An 18,394-nucleotide genomic window follows, 5' to 3' on the forward strand; every position below is an offset into this window, starting at 1 on the left:
CTAATTTAAGTTTTCAAAGCCTAAGGTTATCCAAAGACCTCTTTCCTTTAGATTATTAAGCGCTGTCGTGACGGCTCCCCGGTCAGCAGAACGACTGCTGCTCACCGACGACACTTTATTACTCCAGCTTTTGGTTTTAAGAAGCTGACCGCCTTCGGTAACGGAAAACTTCAGGTTCATTTCACTCACATACTGACCAAACATCTCTTTGCGAGCGATAGTGGCCGAGTGTTCTATCCAGGTTGGGCAGTTGCTGCGACAAATCGGCAATCCCTGCTCCGCCAGTTCCAGTTCCAACACTTCGTTGATCTGTGGCAGCTCACCTTTGATCCCGATACGTAAGGTGCTCTTGTCCAGTAATCCACTGACCGCCTGATATAAGCTAGGGCCAGCCTGATGGTCGCTGATACCGGTCAGGCGCGCTTCCAGTACGTCCGCCTGCTGTGCCTCTAACAGTACGTCTTTCAGTTGTAGGTAATCGTTTAATGTTGTCGCCGGGCCGCGTTGGATTTGCGGTACGATAAGTGCCTTTTGATTTTTTAACTGGCGCTGCCAGTCTGCAGCCAGTTTTTGCTTGTCCAGTCGCACCAGTACGCGAGTACCCGAACCTTCATCAGCGGTACGCAAAACGCTGTAATAACCGAGTTGCATATCGGCAACCTGGGTCTTAATGGTACGGCGAATATCATCCGCGCTGATGCCTGACATATCCTGCGTATTGCGGCTCATTTCCGAGGCGATGGTGGTGCCTAACTTGCCGGCAATGTTATTCAGCGCCAGTTCCTGCGCCTGTTGCTTAGTATATCCTTCACCCAGCCCATAAAAGTATTGTTCATCATCCACCGGCGGCGAATTCCACCAGTCCTGCGCGATGGCTGCGCTGGTACTGCAGGCGCTGGTTGCCATGACAGCGACTGCTACTAACAAAGCTTTCAGGCGTATCATCGATTAACTCTCCTGGCCAAAATAGGCTTTAAACTCATACCGCGTCAGCACCATTTCTGCGGCCTGCTCCAGGCTTAACCGGCCTAATACATAGGTATTTGGGCGCTGCTGTTCGCGTAACTGGGTTAACTGCGTGCGCAACAGCTCGGTATCGTCCAAGGCGTAGGCGTCACTGATGCGGTTAAGGGTTTCTGCGATGGGTTGTACCTTGCGCTCAGAATCGCGGTGATCCGCTCCATACTCGACATAAGCAAGATAACGGTTATAGAACAGTCCTTCGCGCGCCAGCTGTTTTTGTTCCATGTAGTAATGAATGTTGGCGGCATCGGCTGTAAACACACCGGCAAAGTCTTGCATTTGAGCAAAGCTTTGCTCACCCAGCGTTAAGTCTGAAAATGTAATCGGCGGATGAAATGCCGGCCGCAGCGAGGTGACGGTGTAGCCGGTTACCTGATTTTGACGAACCGCCAGGGTCAGCATAAATTTGGGATGTTGGTAATAGCGGTATTGCGTATCGGCTTCGAGCGAGCTGCTCTTGATCAGCTTCGCGACACCGAACACCTGTTCAAGGTACTCTAAGTTACCACCGACCCGCACTTCGGATAGCATCTCCAACTCGACCTCATCGGTGAAGTGGGTGATGAATCCCTGGTAAGTGTCGATGAGTAGATCCCGCGTGTCGACCCATTGCCCCATGGCGATGAGCGGTAACGACACCGTAACGATAATACGTGCCAGTTTCTTCCAGAATCCCGGCGGCTGCGCCGAGTTAGCGGCGGTATCGGTTGGGGTCGATGACGACGGTTCACCTTGCATATGTGGGGCTTCCCTGCTTTACTGTTTCTTTACAAATCTTTACGTTGCAAGGGTATTTTAATGTACGATAAAGTGCAACATTAAATGTTAAAAATTCATACAAACTTCAACGTTCCCATCCACTTAATTCCGGCCGATGCAAATAAAACCCTTGTAAGAAATCCACATTAAGCAGGCGCAGGCGCTCTAAAATGGCGTGACTGCTGACAAATTCAGCAATGGTCTTGATGTTAAGATTACGAGCCATATCGACAATGCTTTTCGTCACCAGGTAACTTTGCTCATTATCGACAATGCCGCTGATGATGGAGCCATCAATTTTTATGTACTCCGGCTTTAACTGCACCAGATAAACGAAGTTGGAATAGCCACTGCCAAAATCATCGATGGCGATGGTCGCGCCGAACGTTCGCACACGGTCGATAAACTCACTGACCCGGGCAAAGTCATTGACCGCCTCCGATTCGGTAATTTCAAAAATAATGCGCTGCCCACCATAGTGCAGTAATTGCTGTTCGATAAAAGCCACGGTGTCGGTGTCCAAAATATCCTGAATACATAAGTTAACGGACACCTTACAACGGTTGTGGCCGGCAAATTCCAATGCGCGAACGACCATTTCTTTGGTCAGTTCGGCGTAGTAACGGGTCTTTTTCAGGTGATCGAGAAATTCCAACGGCGAAACCACGCGGCCATTGCGCAGTTTTATCCGTGCCAGTGCTTCGTATTTGTCGTTACCGGTGCCTGGGTCTTTAGCGCTGCACATCTTGTGGAAACAAGCGAGCAAGCGGCCGTCCCGTAGCGCCTCCTTGATTTCCTCGACCCAACAGAAGGCATTATCACCACTGTCACTGCCATCTTTTATCACCACCGCTCGGCCATAAAACTTAGTTTTGGAGTCAGCCACCGCGCTTTCGGCGTAAGCAAGCGCCCGGCTCGGTGAAATACCGATACCGACGGTTAACTGAATATCGCAGTCAATGTCATTAAACAGAATGTCTTTATGTTCGAGTTCGTACTTAACCTGCTCTACCATCAGGCAGAACTCGTGCTTTTGCAGGCGCTGGCGGGGCCGAATCGCAAAACAAGCGCCATTTAAGCGATACACTTTTACCTCGTAGCTTTGCTCTAATAGCTTGAATTGCTCGCCCAGCTTGCGGATATAGACATCACCGATGTCGATCCCCCAGTAGTCGTTAAACAGTTTGAAGTTGCGAAGGTCAAACACCGCGGCCGCCCCCACTTTGCATTCTTTCAGTTCATTAAGGAGCGCCATGCGATTAGGCAACCCGGTGAGATCATCGGTTAGCTGCTCCCTTAACTGGTGACGTACTTCTATGATGTCAGTGACGTCATTACGAATACTCAGAAATTGAGTGATCTCGCCGTTGTCATCCAGCACCGGCAGGATGACGCTTTTAACGTAGTAAGCACTACCGTCTTTGCGCAGATTTTTTATCAGGCCACGCCAGGGTTTCCTGTTACTGATCGTCTGCCACAGTTGTTCAAACACCCGCTGCGACATATCCGGATGGCGAACGACATTGTGCTTTTGCCCAATCAGCTCGCTGCGCTCATAGCCACTGATTCGAACGAACTGTTCATTGACATAGGTAATCACACCATCCCGATCTGTGATCGAGACAATGGCGCTGTAATCCAGAGCGCGCAGAAAATGTTGCAGTAAATCAATACTGAGTGACTCATAGGGATCGTCGATATAATCGGCCAGTGAGTACAAACTTGATGCCGAGTTAGTGAGCTGTTTCATGCGCAACGCCCTGTTGTGCTTCCCAAAATTGAAGGGTGAGTTTGTCCAGTTGATTGGCAAATTCGACCGTGCGATGGCTGACCTCGCGACTGAGCTGAACCGCCTCAAGATTTTCCTGCGCACTGGCGCGGATACCGGCGACCGAGTCCTGTACGCTGTCGCAGGCCTGTTGCTGTTGCTCTACCGCGCTGACAACCTGTTCGGTCAAAGCACTAACGCGGCTGATGGCGTCCACCACGGTGGTTAAATAGTGTGCCGCCTGTTGGCTGCTCTCAACACTATCGGCCGCCATCGTCTCCCCTTGTTGCATGGTGGTCACTGCCTGTTGCACCGATTGTTGCAGTTGCTCAATAACACCGCGGATGTCAGCCGTTGACTCCTGCGTGCGGTTTGCCAGCGAGCGCACTTCATCGGCAACCACGGCAAAACCACGCCCCGAGTCGCCCGCGCGCGCAGCCTCAATAGCAGCATTTAGCGCCAACAGATTAGTTTGCTCGGCAATACTAAGGATGACATCAAGGATTTGTTCAATGTCCTGACTGCGCTGCGAGACCGTCGATATCACCGATGACGCCTGTTGCAGTTGTTGCGTCAATTGCTGGATTGACTGTTCGGTCGCCTGAATCACAGCTTGACCATCTTCGGCGGTTTGTAACCCGCGTTGCGTGGCATCCGCGGTTTGCCGGGTACTACTAGCAACTTCATGCGCGCCCTGCTGCATCTGTTCCAGCGCTGTCACCACCGCGTCGGTCTGCTGTAGCTGGCTTTTACTGCCGGTTTCCGACTGCATAACCGCACTGCTAAGGCTCGACGCATTATCGGACAAGGCCAGTGAGGTGTCGTGGATACGGCCAATCAGTGCCGAATTTTCAGCCTCCAATTTCTTCAGCGCCAGCAATAAATTGCCGGCCTCGGTATTGTTGCCGGTGTAGATGTAACGCGCGACGGGATCATCAATCACGTCTTTCGCTTTACTGACCGCCTCACGGTAGGGTTGCCAGGTCATAATGACGAGCACAATCGATAAACAGACCGCAGCTAAGACACTCAAACTAAACATGGTTAACGACGGGGCAATAATAAGGCTGGCAGCGGGGATAAAGTAAGGTAGCAGGACACTGAGTAACAGCCGGATGTGGGTTGGCATGGCATCAGCAAGCTTCCTCACCCGCCGCCCTTGGTTGAGTGTCCGATAGATGTCGCTTGCCCGCTTTACCCAAATCGATTGCGCTTTGCGCCGCACCGACTGATATTCGGTAACTTTGCCGTTGTTTTTAATGGGGGTAACAAAGGCATCAACCCAGTAGTGGTCACCGTTTTTACAGCGGTTTTTCACCAGTCCCATCCACGACTGACCTTGCTTGAGGTTATCCCAGAGCATCTTGAACGCCTGCTTCGGCATGTCGGGATGACGAACGATGTTATGGCCATGACCAATCAACTCGTCACGCTGAAAACCGCTGATGTCAACGAAGTCCTGATTAACGTAAGTTATCTGGCCTTTTAGGTTCGTTGTTGACAGGATGTTTGCGCGTGCCGAAAAGGTTTGTTCAACACCGGTCACTGTTGCCTGTTTTGGCGTAGGCATAAGAGTCCCCTAATAACCCTGTACAAAATATGGACTTAGTAATTTACTAGAGGTTTGACGTTAAAAAAACGTTAATTAGGTGTTATCAGGGATGAAGTTGACGTAGATCAGGACGTACCGTGCGCCTTTGGCGCACGTTGTTAACCATTAAACCGCAGAGGCCGCTGAGAGCGCGGAGAAAACCTCTTAATATGGAAAACCCAATCGTTCCGGCTTTGATTTTGAGGGCGGGCCAAGCGCCCATCACCAGCACCGGTGGTGATACGGTCCGGGAAGCTGTTCGTTTTAAAATTAAAACCTCTGCGTTCTCTGTGCCCTCTGCGGTGAAAAGGTAGTGTCGCGCCATAGGCGCGACGTACCGTTGTTACATGGACTCTAGTGCCCAGTTGACGTAGAGGTCGACACCGGTGCGCAGTGCGTCCTCATCGGCATAAAAATACGGCGAGTGGTTAGACGGCGCTTCGTCCATGTCTTGATCCGGCGGAGTTACCCCGAGGAAAACAAACATTCCCGGTACTTCCAGTGCATAAAACGAAAAGTCCTCTGCCCCGGTCACCAACGGCACTTCACGCACCTTATCCGCACCGGCAATGCGCTTGGTGATCGGCAACATTTCCTCGACCAACTCCGGGTTGTTGACCGTTACCGGATACCCCAAGTCAATCTTGACCTCGGCCTCAGCGCCGTTAGCCATCGCAACATGCTTAGCGGTATGCTCAAGCTTTTCGTGGATGTCTGCACGAATGTCCATATCGAAGTTACGAATAGTACCTATCATGGTTACTTCGTCAGGAATGATGTTGTTGCGAACGCCGCCTTCAACAATACCGTAGCTCAGCACCGCCGGCGCTTTGGTGATGTCAGACTGGCGACTGATGATGGTTTGCGAGCTGTTGATGATCTGCGCTGACGTCACAATAGGATCAACCCCACCCCAAGGCCGTGAACCGTGGGTTTGAACGCCTTTAACCTTAATTTCAAATTTATCAGACGAAGCCATCAGCGGGCCTTTGCGATAACCGATGTGACCGGTCGGGAAGCCGCCCCAAACATGGATTCCAAATACGCGCTCCGGCTTGTAGCCTGGGAATACGTTAGTGAACAAGCCTTCTTCCAGCATCAGCTCGGCACCACCCTCTTCACCTTCCGGGGCGCCTTCTTCTGCCGGCTGGAAGATAAACAGTACGTTACCGTTAAGCTGATCTTTCATTTTCACCAGTTGTTCGGCTGCGCCCATCAGCATGGCAACGTGGGTGTCGTGACCACAGGCGTGCATGACGCCAACGTCGTTACCACGGTAGGTTGACGTAACGGTCGATTTAAACGGCACATCGGTTTTTTCCGTTACCGGCAGCGCGTCCATATCAGCCCGCAAGGCGATGGTTGGCCCATCACCGTTGCCTTTGAGCAACGCGGCGACACCGGTATGTGCAATACCGGTTTTCACCTCCAGCCCCAGCGACTGCAAATGATTGGCGATGTATTTAGCGGTTTCGTATTCACGGTTACCGAGTTCCGGGTTGGCGTGAATATGACGACGCCATTCGATGACTTTTGCTTCGAGTGTGTCATCAATGGCAACCGGTGATTGCTGTGCCGCAGCCTGAGGAGCCGCAAAAGAAACGGCGCTAATGGCCGCCGCAAGTAAGAGCTTTTTCATTGTTATTCTCCCTGGATGATCTGCAATCATCTTAGGGGGAAAACAACGAATCTGCAATCAACGATTGGCAAGGGTAGCTTGCGCCTTTGGCGCAAGGGCAGCGGTAGTAACAAGCAGGCTTTACAGGCTCTGTTGCTCCCGCGGCAGGGGGACGCTGCAAGCCCACACGGATGTGCTCGTGGCGGTTCCTGGTCAAACCCCCTCGAGCTCTGGCAGAAGCGGGCTTGCTTTAGGGCCCACCCTTGCGCCAAAGGCGCAAGCTACCGCCAAAGGCGCGAGCTGCCGCCAAAGGCGCGAGCTACGGCTAGCGGCGGGCGCGGAAGAACTGGCGCAGGATGTCGCCGCAGGCGTCGCTGAGGATACCGCCCTGGACGTCGACTTTGTGATTCATGGAGGCGTGATTGAGCACTTCTATGGCGGTGCCGGTGGCACCGGTACGAGGATCGGTGGCACCAAACACCAGCCGTTTAACGCGGGCGTGGGTAATTAATCCGGCGCACATGGCACAGGGCTCGAGTGTCACGTACAGGGTGGAGTCAACCAGCCGATAGTTGTCGATGGCTTTGCCGGCGGCTCTTATGGCTTGGGCTTCAGCGTGCGCTGACGGGTCGGACAGCGTGATGACCTGGTTATAACCTTCACCAACGATTTCGTCGTTAACCACCAGCACAGCTCCTACCGGCACTTCGTCCTCTGCCGCCGCTTTTGCCGCCAGCTCCAGCGCCCGCTGCATGTAGATTTCGTCTTGATTCATCTTCTTATCCGTAGCGTGCGCCCTTGGCGCATGTTTTTAAAACATTGACCTCTGCGGTTCAGAGTTTTGCTCTTTTTGCACCCTAGTGTCGCGCCAAAGGCGCGACCTACATCACCGCGCCGGTGATGGCGTAAGCGATGGTGGCGCCTGCGCCGGCCAATAGCGCATAGGGCAATTGGGTGCGCACGTGATCGATGTGTTCAGTGCCGCTGGCCATCGAGGCAATAATCGTCGTGTCGGATATCGGTGACGCGTGATCGCCAAAGATTCCCCCCGAAATCGCGGCGGCGATAAACGGTGCCGCCGGTAGCCCCAGGGTCATGGCTATCGGAATCGCCAGCGGCAACATAATAGCAAAGGTTCCCCAGCTCGAACCAATCGAAAATCCAGTGATGGCTGACAACACAAAAATCAGCGGCAGCAACATCCACACGCTAACGCTGCCGTCCAGCACCGACGCCAGAAATTCACCGGTACCCAGATCACGGGTTAGCCCACCAAGCGTTATGGATAACCAAAGAATGACCGCCAGCGGTAAGATATTCCAAGCTCCCTTCAAGGCACTGGTTACGATCTTAGCCGCACCTGCCGAGCCGGTAAGCAACGTCCCCAGCATTGCCAGCCCCAACGCAATATAGATGGCAACAAATACGCTGAGCGTGCCATCGCCCTCAACCAGCACGCCGTTACCGGTTATCAACAGCATCACCGGCACCATTACCACTAGCGCTATCAGGCTCAGCAACACCACCGCCGTGCCTTTGCCAAAGCTGGCTTCCTCATCAGGACCATCGGACCAAGTGTGCTGGGTTACGCGGTTGGGCTTAGCGTTACGTTCAAAGGCCTTCATCGGGCCGATATTCCAGTCGAACCATGCCACAAACAGCGCCAGCAGTACCGCGAAGATGGCGTAAAAGTTAAAGGCAATGGATTGAATAAAGACCAGCAATGGCTGCTCTACCCCTTGATTAGCAATCAACGTGAGATTAAAGGCGCCCCAGGCATTGAGTGGGATAAGAATACAGATCGCCGCGCAGGTGGAGTCGACGATGTAAGCAAGTTTTTCGCGCGAAATGCCAAGTCGATCGTAGATAGGCCGGGATGTGGTGCCGGAGATCATGATGGTGACGTTGGATTCGATAAAAACGATAACGCCGAGTACCCAGGTCATAAGTCGGGCGCGGCGTTTGGATTCAACCCATTGTTTTTGTTCGAGTTTTAGCACGAACTGTTTGAACGTTCCGCCTTTTTCAAGGACGCCAAACAAGGCGCCGATGCCAAGGGTAAAGAACCAGACCAGCATGTTGCCGGGGTCGACCAGGGTACTCCAGGAGCTGAGTAGGACGCCTTCGCTGATGTCACTGCTGTGGGGCCAAAACAGGAGTATGTTGGCGAGCAGAATGCCGCCGATCAGGGCGAGCAGTACTTTGCGTGTGATGATGGCAAAAATGATCGCCAGTAGCGATGGCAGCAGGCTTGTCCAGGTCAGTTCCATGGGTCATTTCTCTATTGAATAATGTGCTGAGGTTATCGGAATTTTCTTGGTTTTTCTAGCGCGGCGCGTTGCGCCGCGCTTGGCGCCGCCTTTGGGCGGCTTGCTGGGCGGCTCCGCTTCGCGGTGCCTTGCTTGGCGTTCGCGGTGCGAACTTGCGTGGCGCGGCTGCGCCGCTTGCTGTTTTGCGCCTTGTCGCCTTCGGCGACTTGGCGCTTTGCCCTTGCCGCTACGCGGCTCGGGCGTTGGTTTCCTCCTTGCCGCTTTGCGGCTCGGGCGTTGGTTTCCCCCTTGCCGCTTTGCGGCTCTGGCGTTGGTTTTCCCCTTGCCGCTTTGCGGCTCGGGTGTTGGGTTGTTGGGCTATACTTTTTGTTTTGCCATGGAGGGCGGTTGGTGAGTTATAAAAATCTAAGGGTTTGGCAGGGGGCGTTGGAGATTGCGGTTGAGGTGCTGAGGTTGGTGGAGTCTTGCCAGAATTATGCCTTTGCTGATCAGGTAAGACGTTCGGCGATTTCGGTGCCGTCGAATATTGCTGAGGGGATGACGCGGGATAGTGAGGTTGAAAAAAATCGTTTTTTAAGTATCGCCAAAGCATCCAATGCCGAATTGGAAACGCAGTTATTGATTGCAAAAAAGTTAGGATATTTCAGTAATGATGTATGCGAAGAGTTGTTGAAGCAAGTCCAAAAAGTAAACTTTCAATTGTATTACGTGACTGCTCCCCGCCCTGCCGGGCGAGGCTTCCAACTTCTCAGGCAGCAACCGGCGCGTGGCCGGATTTACGCAAGCCTCCATTGGCAGGAACCGACAGTCCTTCGGCTCTTAGTTTGATAATACCCTGCTGGCGGATATTGACCGCGGCGTTGATGTCGCGGTCAAGCTCTGCTTTACAAGCAGGGCACGACCAGTTACGCACCGACAACGGCAGGGTGTCTACCTTGTGCCCACAGCAGGAGCAGATCCTGGAACTGGCTAACCACTGGTCGATTTTGACCAGATGTTTGCCCTGCTCCTTCGCCTTGTATTCCAGTTTCTGAATCAGGCCGAACCAGCTTGCGTCTGCGATGTGCTTCGCCAATTTCCGGTTCTTCAGCAGGTTCTTCACTTTCAATGTCTCGACCACCACCGCTTGGTTGTCGTCAATAAGTTGTCGGGACAGGTTGTGCTGGAAATCCGCACGTGCATTCGCTAGGCGCTCATGCGCCTTGGCAAGTTTCAAGCGTGCTTTCGTACGTCCTTTGCTGCCTTTCCGGCACCGGGACAGGGCCTTTTGCTTGCGTCGCAAGTTAGACTGAGCGCGTTTCAGGAAACGGGGATTCGTCGTTTTGTTACCTTCGGAGTCGATAGCAAGATGGGTTAGCCCCATATCAACGCCCAGCACGGTATCAACGCTATGCAATGGGGCAGGTGTTTGCAAGCCGTCTTCGACCAACAGCGAGGCATAGTATTTCCCTGTTACCGTGCGCGACAGCGTTACGCTCTTGAGCTTTCCGTCCAGCTCACGGTGGACCTGCGCCTTAATCGGTTTCATCTTCGGCACTTTGATCCAGTTCTCACCAGCACTTACACTCGTGCAGTGGTAGCTGGATTGTTTACCGTGTTTGCGCTTGAACTTCGGATAACGGGCGGGAAGCTTCGGGTCAAAAAAGTTCTGGAAGGCTTTATCGAGGTTGATGCACGCTTGCTGGAGTGCAATCGAATCGAAATCCTTGAGCCAGTGATACTTGCGGGACTTTTTCGCCACCGCCAACAGCGGCTTAAGGTCTTTCTTGGCCTTGAGCTTAAGGCCGTGGCGTTTGTACTGTGAGCTGATGATATGCAACGCCTTGTTGTACACGAACCGCATAGCACCGAACTGGCGGTTGAGAAATTCCGCCTGTTCAGGTGTCGGGTAGATGCGTACTTTCGTGGCCTTTAACATTTCAGCGCTCATTGATATGATTCATTTATTATAAGCCAGTAAGGTCACTCTTCAAGTGAGTATGCATAATAAAGCGTTGCTGTCAGATTACCTCCGAAAACGCCACAGCGTCACCAAGCTGGTTATGCATCTGGTCTTTACCACCAATCGGTTTCATCACGCCGGATACGCATACTCAATACCCACATACCCCGGCAAAGCAAAAGCGCAGCGCTCTGGTCACGCTCTTACTTTGCCTGTAGTGCAGGCGGGGCAACTATTGAAACACTGAGAGAGTATGTGCAGAGTCAGGCTACATCGGACTAGAACCGCTGCGCGGTTCCCGCTTGTATCCCCGCCCGATTGGGCGAGGGTTTACGCGGAGTTTTGCTAAAAATAAAAGTCGTGCCAAAGGCACGACCTACGTAACCCCGAGCCGCAAAGCGGCAAGGGCAAAGCGCCGAGTCGCCGAAGGCGACAAGGCGCAAAACCAGCAAGCGGCGCAGCCGCGCCAGGCAAGTTCGCACCGCGAACGCCAAGCAAGGCCCCGCAGAGCGGGGCCGCCCAGCAAGCCGCCCGAAGGCGGCGCCAAGCGCGGCGCAACGCGCCGTGCGATTAAAACTTATATTCGACGCCGATGCGTGCTGTCCATAGTGATGGACCCGACACCCGACTTTGAACATTCGGTTCTAAGAACTGGTCGAATACATACTGACCCTGTTCATTACGGTACGCCGATACCACTTCCTGATACTGCGGGAAGCCTGCTTGATACAGAACACCCCAGTCGTCATTCAGTAAGTTGGTCAGGTTATCAATGGTAAAGAACAGGCTGGCTTTATGACCTTCCATTAAACCCGGCAGATCTTGTGAAACGTGCAGGTCTAATTTATGCCACCAGGAACTGTACTGGGCGTTGCGCTCGGCTGAACCGCCGGCGTATTTGCCCAAACCTGAATCGTTCAGCCATGCAAAGAAGGCCTGTTGATCGAAGTTGTCGGTAAATACGACATTCGGGTCGTCTGCACCGTCTGGTACGTACAGCAACTGACGATCATCGGCGATATCAAGCCCCTGAATCGCCGGCTGGTCAGGAGTATTCTGGAACACATAGCTGTATGGACGACCTTTGTTGGCAGAGCCAAACAGTGACACCGTGGTGTTCAGCCCGTCAAAAAATTCTTTTTGATAGGTTAAACGCAAGGTAAAACGGTGTGGTATCTCGTAGTTCGAGGTAGCCGCAGACGGATTGTTAAAGTTGTCCGTGGCGAAATTCGCGTAGTTTGAGTACGCCACTGAGCTGGTCATTGGGTTACCATCTTCCGACTCGGTGAAGGCATACGCCAATGAGCCGCTCAGACCGAAGTCGTAGCTCTTGCTGATCGCGGTAGAGAATGAGAACGCTTTGGTGTCATCACTTAAGTTGGTTAACATCAAGTCTTCAGAACGACCCGCTTCGCGTTCGCCGTAAATTGGACGCCCGTCGGCCATCGTGCCAACCTGCTCAACGGCGATGTTTTTGATGTACGCTTCGTTTTTACGAACGGTGTACATGAAATCCGTCATCAGGATGTATTCGTCCGGGAAGGTGTAGGTTGCACCGAGCGCGTACTTCCATTCACTTGGAATGTCAAAGTTAGGATCCAACACATTGACCGCTGAATCGTTGGTCGCGTTGGTTACCGCGTCAACCAGCTCAGCCGGTGCATCATAGCCCGGACGCCCTTCGCCGCTCAGTGGTACGTCGAACAGGTTAAAGCCACTGAGAGAAACCTGAGTCTGGCTGATGCCATCCTGCTGGAAGTTGTTGGCCAACCACACGTTGGGATTACCACCGGAGTAAAGACCAATACCACCACGAACTTCAAGTGACGGGCTGACATTCCAGTTGATGCCAATGCGTGGCTGGAACAGGCCTTCGCCGTCGAGGTTCGAGGCATTGGTGAAACCGTAACGCTGGACGAAGTTCGGGTTTTCCTGCGGGTAGTCGTCGCTGGTGTACCAGTCGTAACGGAAACCCATGGTGATGGTCATGTCCATCGGCGCGTAATAGTACTCGTCCTGTAAGTAGGCGGTGTTGGTGGCGTATTTGAACGCACCGGCGGCATCACGTGGGTTGTTGGTGCCGGTACCCGAGCCATAGTAGTAACGGCCGACATCGCCGTTAATAAAGTCTTCCAGCGAGTAGAAGTCAATTTCACCACCGCGGGAATGCTGCACAAACATGTTAAAGATGTCGAGCTCTTCGCGCTCGAAGCCACCAAAAATGACGTGGTCACCGACAAAATAGGTACCCGCCATTTTGTAGAACATGGTTTCATAGTAAAGATCGTTGGCCTGACGTGAGTCATCGGCGCCAAAATAAACGGTGGCCGATGATGGCGTACCGTTGTTGTCGTGATCAAACTGGGTATTGATCTGGAAGTCGGCGATGTCTTTTGGACCAATGGTTTCCTGCAGGTTATCGAGTTCTGAATAGCCGACCCGGAACTCGGTGGAAAAACGGTCGGTCCAGTCAGAGTATAATTGACCAACGTACGAGGTGAACTCGGCGCCACGGTTATAAAAATGGTTTGAGAATTCGTATTCGAACGCATTACCACCGTCTGATGGAGTAATCGAAGAACCCTCGTTGTAGTTGTAGGTGACTGAGGCACGGTGGGCGTCGTTAATTTGCCAGTCCAGCTTCAGCAACATTTTTTCGTCTTCAACCGGCGACGACAAGAGTGGTTCGCCGACGTCATAGCCGTAAACATCACGAGCGATCTGTGCGATCTGATTTAATTGCTCCTGACTGACGCCGTTAACGACCGTAGCTGCATTACTGTTGGCCGGACCAAAATCGAAGTTATCCGCGCCTTCAAATTTTTCATAAGAGGCGAAGAAGAACAGGGTATCCTCAATGATCGGGCCGCCCAAAGTGAAGCCATAACGGTCTTCTTCAAAGTCGGCCTGCTCCAGCTTAGTGCCTTCCAGTTCATCACCGATCATAGATTCGTTGGTGTAGTCGTAGAAGAAACCACCGTGGAATTCGTTAGAACCCGATTTTGTTACGGCGTTGATGTTACACGCGGTAAACCCGCCGTATTGCACATCAAAGGGCGCAAATTCTACAGCCACCTGCTCGATGGCATCGTAGGAGAACGGCATACGTTCGGTTGGGTAACCGTTCGAGTTGAGGCCAAAGTTATCGTTCATGCGTACGCCGTCAACCGTCAAGCTGTTAAAACGCGGGCTTGCGCCGACACATTGAATGCCATCACCAAAGCTTTGGTCAATGTAAACACGGGGATCAACGCGGACGATGTCTTTCAAGTCACGGTTGATGGCCGGCAGGTTCTCCAGGTCACTCAAGTTAAAATTGGCCGCCGGACTGTTGCTGCCGTAGAGCGAGTTCGCCATGGTAGAACCGGTCACTGAAATGGTTTCCATATCCGCTTCCAGCACCACGCGCACGGACTCAGAGTCACCCAGTGTCAGATAAATGTTTTCAATCACGTCGCGACGGCCACCAGGACCTTCTGCAACGATGGTGTAAGGACCACCGACGCTGAGACCTCGTGCCGAGAAAGCGCCCTGTTCGTTAGTGGTATACGTACGTGTCGTACCGGTACGTTCGTCACGCAGTTGGATGGTTGCATTGGCCACGATTTCGCCCGATTCGGTTGCTACCGAGCCACGTAAATTAGACGAGGTGTCTTGCGCGACAGCCGCGCCTGACAAGGTCATGGCAACAGCCGCAGCAATCGCGGTGCGTTTGAAAGTTAACGTAAACATGATATTCGTTCATCCCTAGTGTTGTTTTTTTGAACACATATCAGGGTATAGTCGATTTATGACAAGTTTGTGAACTCTTTTTCGGATCTGAGCAAAAAAAAAGCCGCGTTAAAAACGCGGCTTCTGTTTCCGTCTATCAATGGCTGCTTAGAAGGTGTATTTAACACCCAACTTCAAGCGCCAAGTTGATTCTTCTGCTTCGAAGATGTTCCAGTCGCCGTAACCATAGAACGGGTCGGTGTACATGTAACGACCTTGGTCATCAAGACCAGCGAAGTCTACGATGGTTTGGTTGGTGTACTGCTGACGCAATACTTCGCCTTTTGAGCTGTCGATCAAGTTCAACAGGTTGTTGATGGTCACGTAGAAAATACCTTTATGACCTTCGGCGAATCCAGGAACTTCCTGCTGGAACTGGAAGTCCATGCTGGTAACCCATGGTGAACGACCAACACCTTTCGGTGCAAAACCACCCGCGTACTTATCCAGGCCTACGTCACTGAAGTAAGCCATAACTTCTTCATAAGACAGTGGGCTTTCCGGGCTGAATGCTGGATCGTCAGCACCAGTCGGGATGTACGGCAGATAAGAACCACCGCCCTGGAAGTAACGCTGATCACCGAAGTCACCATCGTTATACAAGCCCATGGTGTAGCTGAAAGCTGTACCTGAACGACGGTTGAAGAACAAGTTGAACTTAGACGCATAACCGTCAAAGAACTCTTTGCTGTAACCTAAAGCAATTTTCAGGCTGTGCTCAACTTGATAGTCAGCTGTGCCAATAATGGCTTCGTTACGGTCACGTACGATGTTGTACTGATAGTTTGACGTCGCTGTAGAAGACGTACCAGGGTTACCCTCTTCGATGTCCTGATGCGTGTAAGCAGCATACATGTTGAAGCCGTTATCCCACGCTTTTGACAACGAGGTGGTGAACAACCAGGCAGTACCTGTTTTGTCTTCATTCGTCAGTTGCAAGTCATAGTGACCTGTCGGTGCTGTTGGATCGCACGGTTCATAAATAGTGATTCCAGCAGCTGTTTCACCGGCTTCACAGCGAGAAATATCAACCCACTGGCTGTTGTCGGTCATCCACTTACGCGTCACTTCAGCGGTCGCCTGGAAGTCGTTACCGACGTTCGGGATGTCGAAACGATAGTCAACACCAACGCGGGCAATCCAGTCAGACGGGATGTCGTAGTTCGGGTCGATGCTGTTAGTATCGCCGTCACCAGCCGCCATGCTGTCCAATACGGCTTGTGGAATTTGCGCAACGTTTTGATCGTTTAGGTAAGCTTCTTCAGGTACCACGTCACGATCGAACTGAACCAAGGTGTAACCGTCGTTAGAGAACGAGTTTGAAATCCAAACATTAGGACGGCCACCAGAGAAACGACCTAAGCCAGCGCGAACAACCATGTCATCGGTAGCAAACCATTTGAAGTCCACACGCGGTAAGATGATGTCTTTGCCATCCAGGTTTTCCTGGTTGCTGTAACCATAACGGTCAACAAAGTTTTGGTTCAACGTAGGCTTGTCGTCTACCAGGTAGGTTTCGTAACGAACACCCAGACCTAACTCCATGGTGTCGCTCAGGTACCAGTTGTCTTGCACGTACAAGTTCAACATACCCAGTTCGAAGTTGGCCGCTGCGTCAGTCGCATCGTTGGTGTAAGCATTTTCATAGAAGAAGTTGCTTGCATTACCCGCTTCGAAGTCGTCGATTGAATCGAATGACCAAGAACCCAGTGAGTTACGAACGAATACGTTATACACGTCAACGCTGTCGTATTCACCACCAAACTCGATTTCGTGGTCGCCGATCAAGTAGTCAAAACGAGCGCCGATCTTAAAGTTATCGTTTTCAAGTTGGTTAGCATGACGGTTTGAGTCAGGACCAAAGTTGATGGTACCGCTTTCGGTACGAACACTGACGTCACCAAAGTCTTTGGTTACCAGCCCAGAAATTGCTTCTACCGCTTTGTGGCTAACGTAGATCTCGCTTGATAAGTCTGCGCTCCAGTCAGAGAACAGCGACAAACGAATCAAGTCCATGTTCTGCTGGTAGTTGTACCAGTTGGTGTCCAGGTTCAACGAGTTAGCACGGCTGCTAACGCCACGCAGGTTATTACCTTCGGTGCGGTTATAAGTCAGCGCCGCACGGTGGTCGTAGTTGATGTTCCAGTCTAATTTAACCAACAGGTTATCATTTTCAGTATCGCGAACGGTGTCCCAGTTACCGATATCGATACCATACTGGCTTTGAGCGATTTGCTTAAGGCGCTCGTACTCTTCCAACGTTACGTTACTGTCGTTTGGCGCACCGGCACCGGCTGGACCGTATTCGATTTGTGCGGGTTCCTGAGCGTTCTCGTAGTTTACGAAGAAGAACAATTTGTCCTGAACGATCGGGCCACCCAGCGCCAGGCTGTATGTGTCACGCTCGTAATCCAACGGGACTTCACGGTCGTTTGAAGGGTTTACCGGATCGCCGGCCCATGCGTCGCTCATGCGCTCATAGGTCAATGAACCGTGGAATTCGTTCGTACCTGATTTGGTTACTGCATTGATGCGGCCGCCTGAGAAACCACCTTCTGACGCGTCAAATGGAGCGACGTCTACAGCGACTTGCTCAACCGCGTCGATAGAAATCGGTGAACGCTGCGTTGGGTAACCGTTGCCGTTCAGACCGAAGTCATCATTCACACCAACACCGTCGATTGAGACGCTGTTGTAACGTGGGTTAGCACCACCAATACTCATTGGTGTTTCGCTACCTGACAACAGGTTTACGTATGGGTTTAAACGTGCAACTTCTTTCAAGTCACGGTTAAACGTTGGTGTGTTTGCAATATCGTCTTCGCCGAAGTAGCTGCTGCTACCGCTGTTGGACGAGCCGATGATCGCAGAACCAGAAACCTCAATACGTTCCATATCAACAGCTTCAAGCTCAGCATTGATACGGAAAGGTTCGCCTAGTGACAAGTATACGTCTTCGTATACTTTACGGCCGTTCTCACCTTCGATAACGATAAGGTAAGGACCGCCAACGCGCAGACCTGAGTTAGAGAATGCACCCGCTTCGTTGGTTGTCGCAACAGAGCGTGTTCCGGTAGGAATGTGAATGATTTCAACACGTGCATTAGCGGCAACTTCGCCTGAAGCTGTAACTACGTTACCACGTACAACAGATGAAGTGTCCTGCGCCATAGCGCTGGTCGATAACCCAACAGCTAGCGCTAACGCAGCCGAAAGGCGACTCACTTTAAAATTCAACGTCATGAGTTATTTCCTGGTTTTCGATTGAGGGTTAAAACAAAAAGCAACGAGCGAAGGTTTATATCGCGTAAAGATGACAAATTGATGAAAGCTTTGAAAAACTTGGGATTTATTCTAAATACAGCAGGGGAGATAGAAACAGCAAATCGTGAATTTCGTTTTCCCCGAAAAGATGAGGAACCGCGGCACAACAACTGATTAGCCACCGGAAAGCTGACAACGAGACAGGCTTCGCGGGTGTGGTAAGAGTTCGTCGCTGTGTATGGAGCGGTTGAAATCATTAAGCTTTTGATACCATTTTATGACATTAATGTGTCAATTTGTGCGCGCATTTTAATTAATTAAGCAACGCTTGCCTAGTGCCAATTGAACCTTTATTGTAAAAACTTGTCGTAGCTTCCCCTCACAAGGC

Annotated in this window: 11 protein-coding genes and 1 pseudogene; 2 read left to right on the forward strand and 10 right to left on the reverse strand. The window is 51.9% G+C overall.

From position 1 onward, the window contains the following. From CWE23_RS04125 to CWE23_RS04155, 7 genes are all read right to left on the reverse strand, one after another. Window positions 1–945, reverse strand: a complete 945-nt coding sequence (locus CWE23_RS04125; RefSeq protein WP_126819599.1) for an LPP20 family lipoprotein — start codon at window positions 943–945, stop codon at window positions 1–3. 3 nt (window positions 946–948) lie between these two features. Further along, window positions 949–1,761 (reverse strand): ETEC_3214 domain-containing protein, encoded by an 813-nt coding sequence (locus tag CWE23_RS04130; RefSeq protein WP_126819600.1) that lies wholly within the window; start codon window positions 1,759–1,761, stop codon window positions 949–951. 106 nt (window positions 1,762–1,867) lie between these two features. Then, window positions 1,868–3,532 carry an EAL domain-containing protein gene (locus tag CWE23_RS04135; RefSeq protein WP_126819601.1) on the reverse strand — a complete coding sequence of 555 codons (1,665 nt, stop codon included), beginning with the start codon at window positions 3,530–3,532 and terminating at the stop codon, window positions 1,868–1,870. Further along, window positions 3,516–5,120 (reverse strand): methyl-accepting chemotaxis protein, encoded by a 1,605-nt coding sequence (locus CWE23_RS04140; RefSeq protein WP_126819602.1) that lies wholly within the window; start codon window positions 5,118–5,120, stop codon window positions 3,516–3,518. Before CWE23_RS04140 ends, CWE23_RS04135 begins: the two co-directional genes overlap by 17 nt. 364 nt (window positions 5,121–5,484) lie before the next feature. After that, a complete protein-coding gene (locus tag CWE23_RS04145; RefSeq protein WP_105305720.1) occupies window positions 5,485–6,780 on the reverse strand; it encodes an amidohydrolase in 1,296 nt (431 codons plus the stop codon). 304 nt (window positions 6,781–7,084) lie between these two features. Then, window positions 7,085–7,534 (reverse strand): tRNA adenosine(34) deaminase TadA, encoded by a 450-nt coding sequence (tadA, locus tag CWE23_RS04150; protein ID WP_126819603.1) that lies wholly within the window; start codon window positions 7,532–7,534, stop codon window positions 7,085–7,087. A 106-nt stretch (window positions 7,535–7,640) separates the two neighbouring features. Then, the gene (locus tag CWE23_RS04155) at window positions 7,641–9,029 is read right to left on the reverse strand and encodes a Na+/H+ antiporter NhaC family protein (protein ID WP_105305718.1); all 1,389 of its coding nucleotides are present in this window, start codon (window positions 9,027–9,029) and stop codon (window positions 7,641–7,643) included. 390 nt (window positions 9,030–9,419) lie between these two features. On the opposite strand from CWE23_RS04155, the gene CWE23_RS04160 reads away from it, so the two are divergent. Next, a complete protein-coding gene (locus tag CWE23_RS04160) occupies window positions 9,420–9,857 on the forward strand; it encodes a four helix bundle protein (RefSeq protein ID WP_198678800.1) in 438 nt (145 codons plus the stop codon). On the opposite strand, the gene CWE23_RS04165 is transcribed toward CWE23_RS04160, so the two are convergent. Next, window positions 9,778–10,959, reverse strand: a complete 1,182-nt coding sequence (locus CWE23_RS04165) for an RNA-guided endonuclease InsQ/TnpB family protein (RefSeq protein WP_198678801.1) — start codon at window positions 10,957–10,959, stop codon at window positions 9,778–9,780. The two genes, CWE23_RS04160 and CWE23_RS04165, sit on opposite strands and share 80 nt — an antisense overlap. 132 nt (window positions 10,960–11,091) lie before the next feature. Here CWE23_RS04165 and CWE23_RS13985 point away from each other — a divergent pair. Beyond that, window positions 11,092–11,253, forward strand: a pseudogene (locus CWE23_RS13985) (transposase); the annotation flags it as partial. Between the two features lie 288 nt (window positions 11,254–11,541). Here the strand turns inward: CWE23_RS13985 and CWE23_RS04175 are convergent. Both CWE23_RS04175 and CWE23_RS04180 read right to left on the reverse strand, forming a co-directional pair. Next, a complete protein-coding gene (locus CWE23_RS04175) occupies window positions 11,542–14,703 on the reverse strand; it encodes a TonB-dependent receptor (RefSeq protein WP_126819604.1) in 3,162 nt (1,053 codons plus the stop codon). Window positions 14,704–14,850: 147 nt separating this feature from the next. Continuing rightward, window positions 14,851–17,985, reverse strand: a complete 3,135-nt coding sequence (locus CWE23_RS04180; RefSeq protein ID WP_126819605.1) for a TonB-dependent receptor — start codon at window positions 17,983–17,985, stop codon at window positions 14,851–14,853. Between the last annotated feature and the right edge of the window lie 409 nt (window positions 17,986–18,394).

Source organism: Idiomarina aquatica (genome assembly GCF_003987185.1).
Classification (GTDB): Bacteria; Pseudomonadota; Gammaproteobacteria; order Enterobacterales; family Alteromonadaceae; genus Idiomarina; species Idiomarina aquatica.

Bases quoted from the DNA above. Each gene is read 5' to 3' on its own strand.
- CWE23_RS04140 (WP_126819602.1), bottom strand. From the start codon at position 5,120: ATGCCTACGCCAAAACAGGCAACAGTGACCGGTGTTGAACAAACCTTT.
- CWE23_RS04180 (WP_126819605.1), bottom strand. From the start codon at position 17,985: ATGACGTTGAATTTTAAAGTGAGTCGCCTTTCGGCTGCGTTAGCGCTA.
- CWE23_RS04155 (WP_105305718.1), bottom strand. From the start codon at position 9,029: ATGGAACTGACCTGGACAAGCCTGCTGCCATCGCTACTGGCGATCATT.
- CWE23_RS04135 (WP_126819601.1), bottom strand. From the start codon at position 3,532: ATGAAACAGCTCACTAACTCGGCATCAAGTTTGTACTCACTGGCCGAT.
- CWE23_RS04130 (WP_126819600.1), bottom strand. From the start codon at position 1,761: ATGCAAGGTGAACCGTCGTCATCGACCCCAACCGATACCGCCGCTAAC.
- CWE23_RS04165 (WP_198678801.1), bottom strand. From the start codon at position 10,959: ATGAGCGCTGAAATGTTAAAGGCCACGAAAGTACGCATCTACCCGACA.
- CWE23_RS04145 (WP_105305720.1), bottom strand. From the start codon at position 6,780: ATGAAAAAGCTCTTACTTGCGGCGGCCATTAGCGCCGTTTCTTTTGCG.
- CWE23_RS04175 (WP_126819604.1), bottom strand. From the start codon at position 14,703: ATGTTTACGTTAACTTTCAAACGCACCGCGATTGCTGCGGCTGTTGCC.
- CWE23_RS04125 (WP_126819599.1), bottom strand. From the start codon at position 945: ATGATACGCCTGAAAGCTTTGTTAGTAGCAGTCGCTGTCATGGCAACC.
- tadA (WP_126819603.1), bottom strand. From the start codon at position 7,534: ATGAATCAAGACGAAATCTACATGCAGCGGGCGCTGGAGCTGGCGGCA.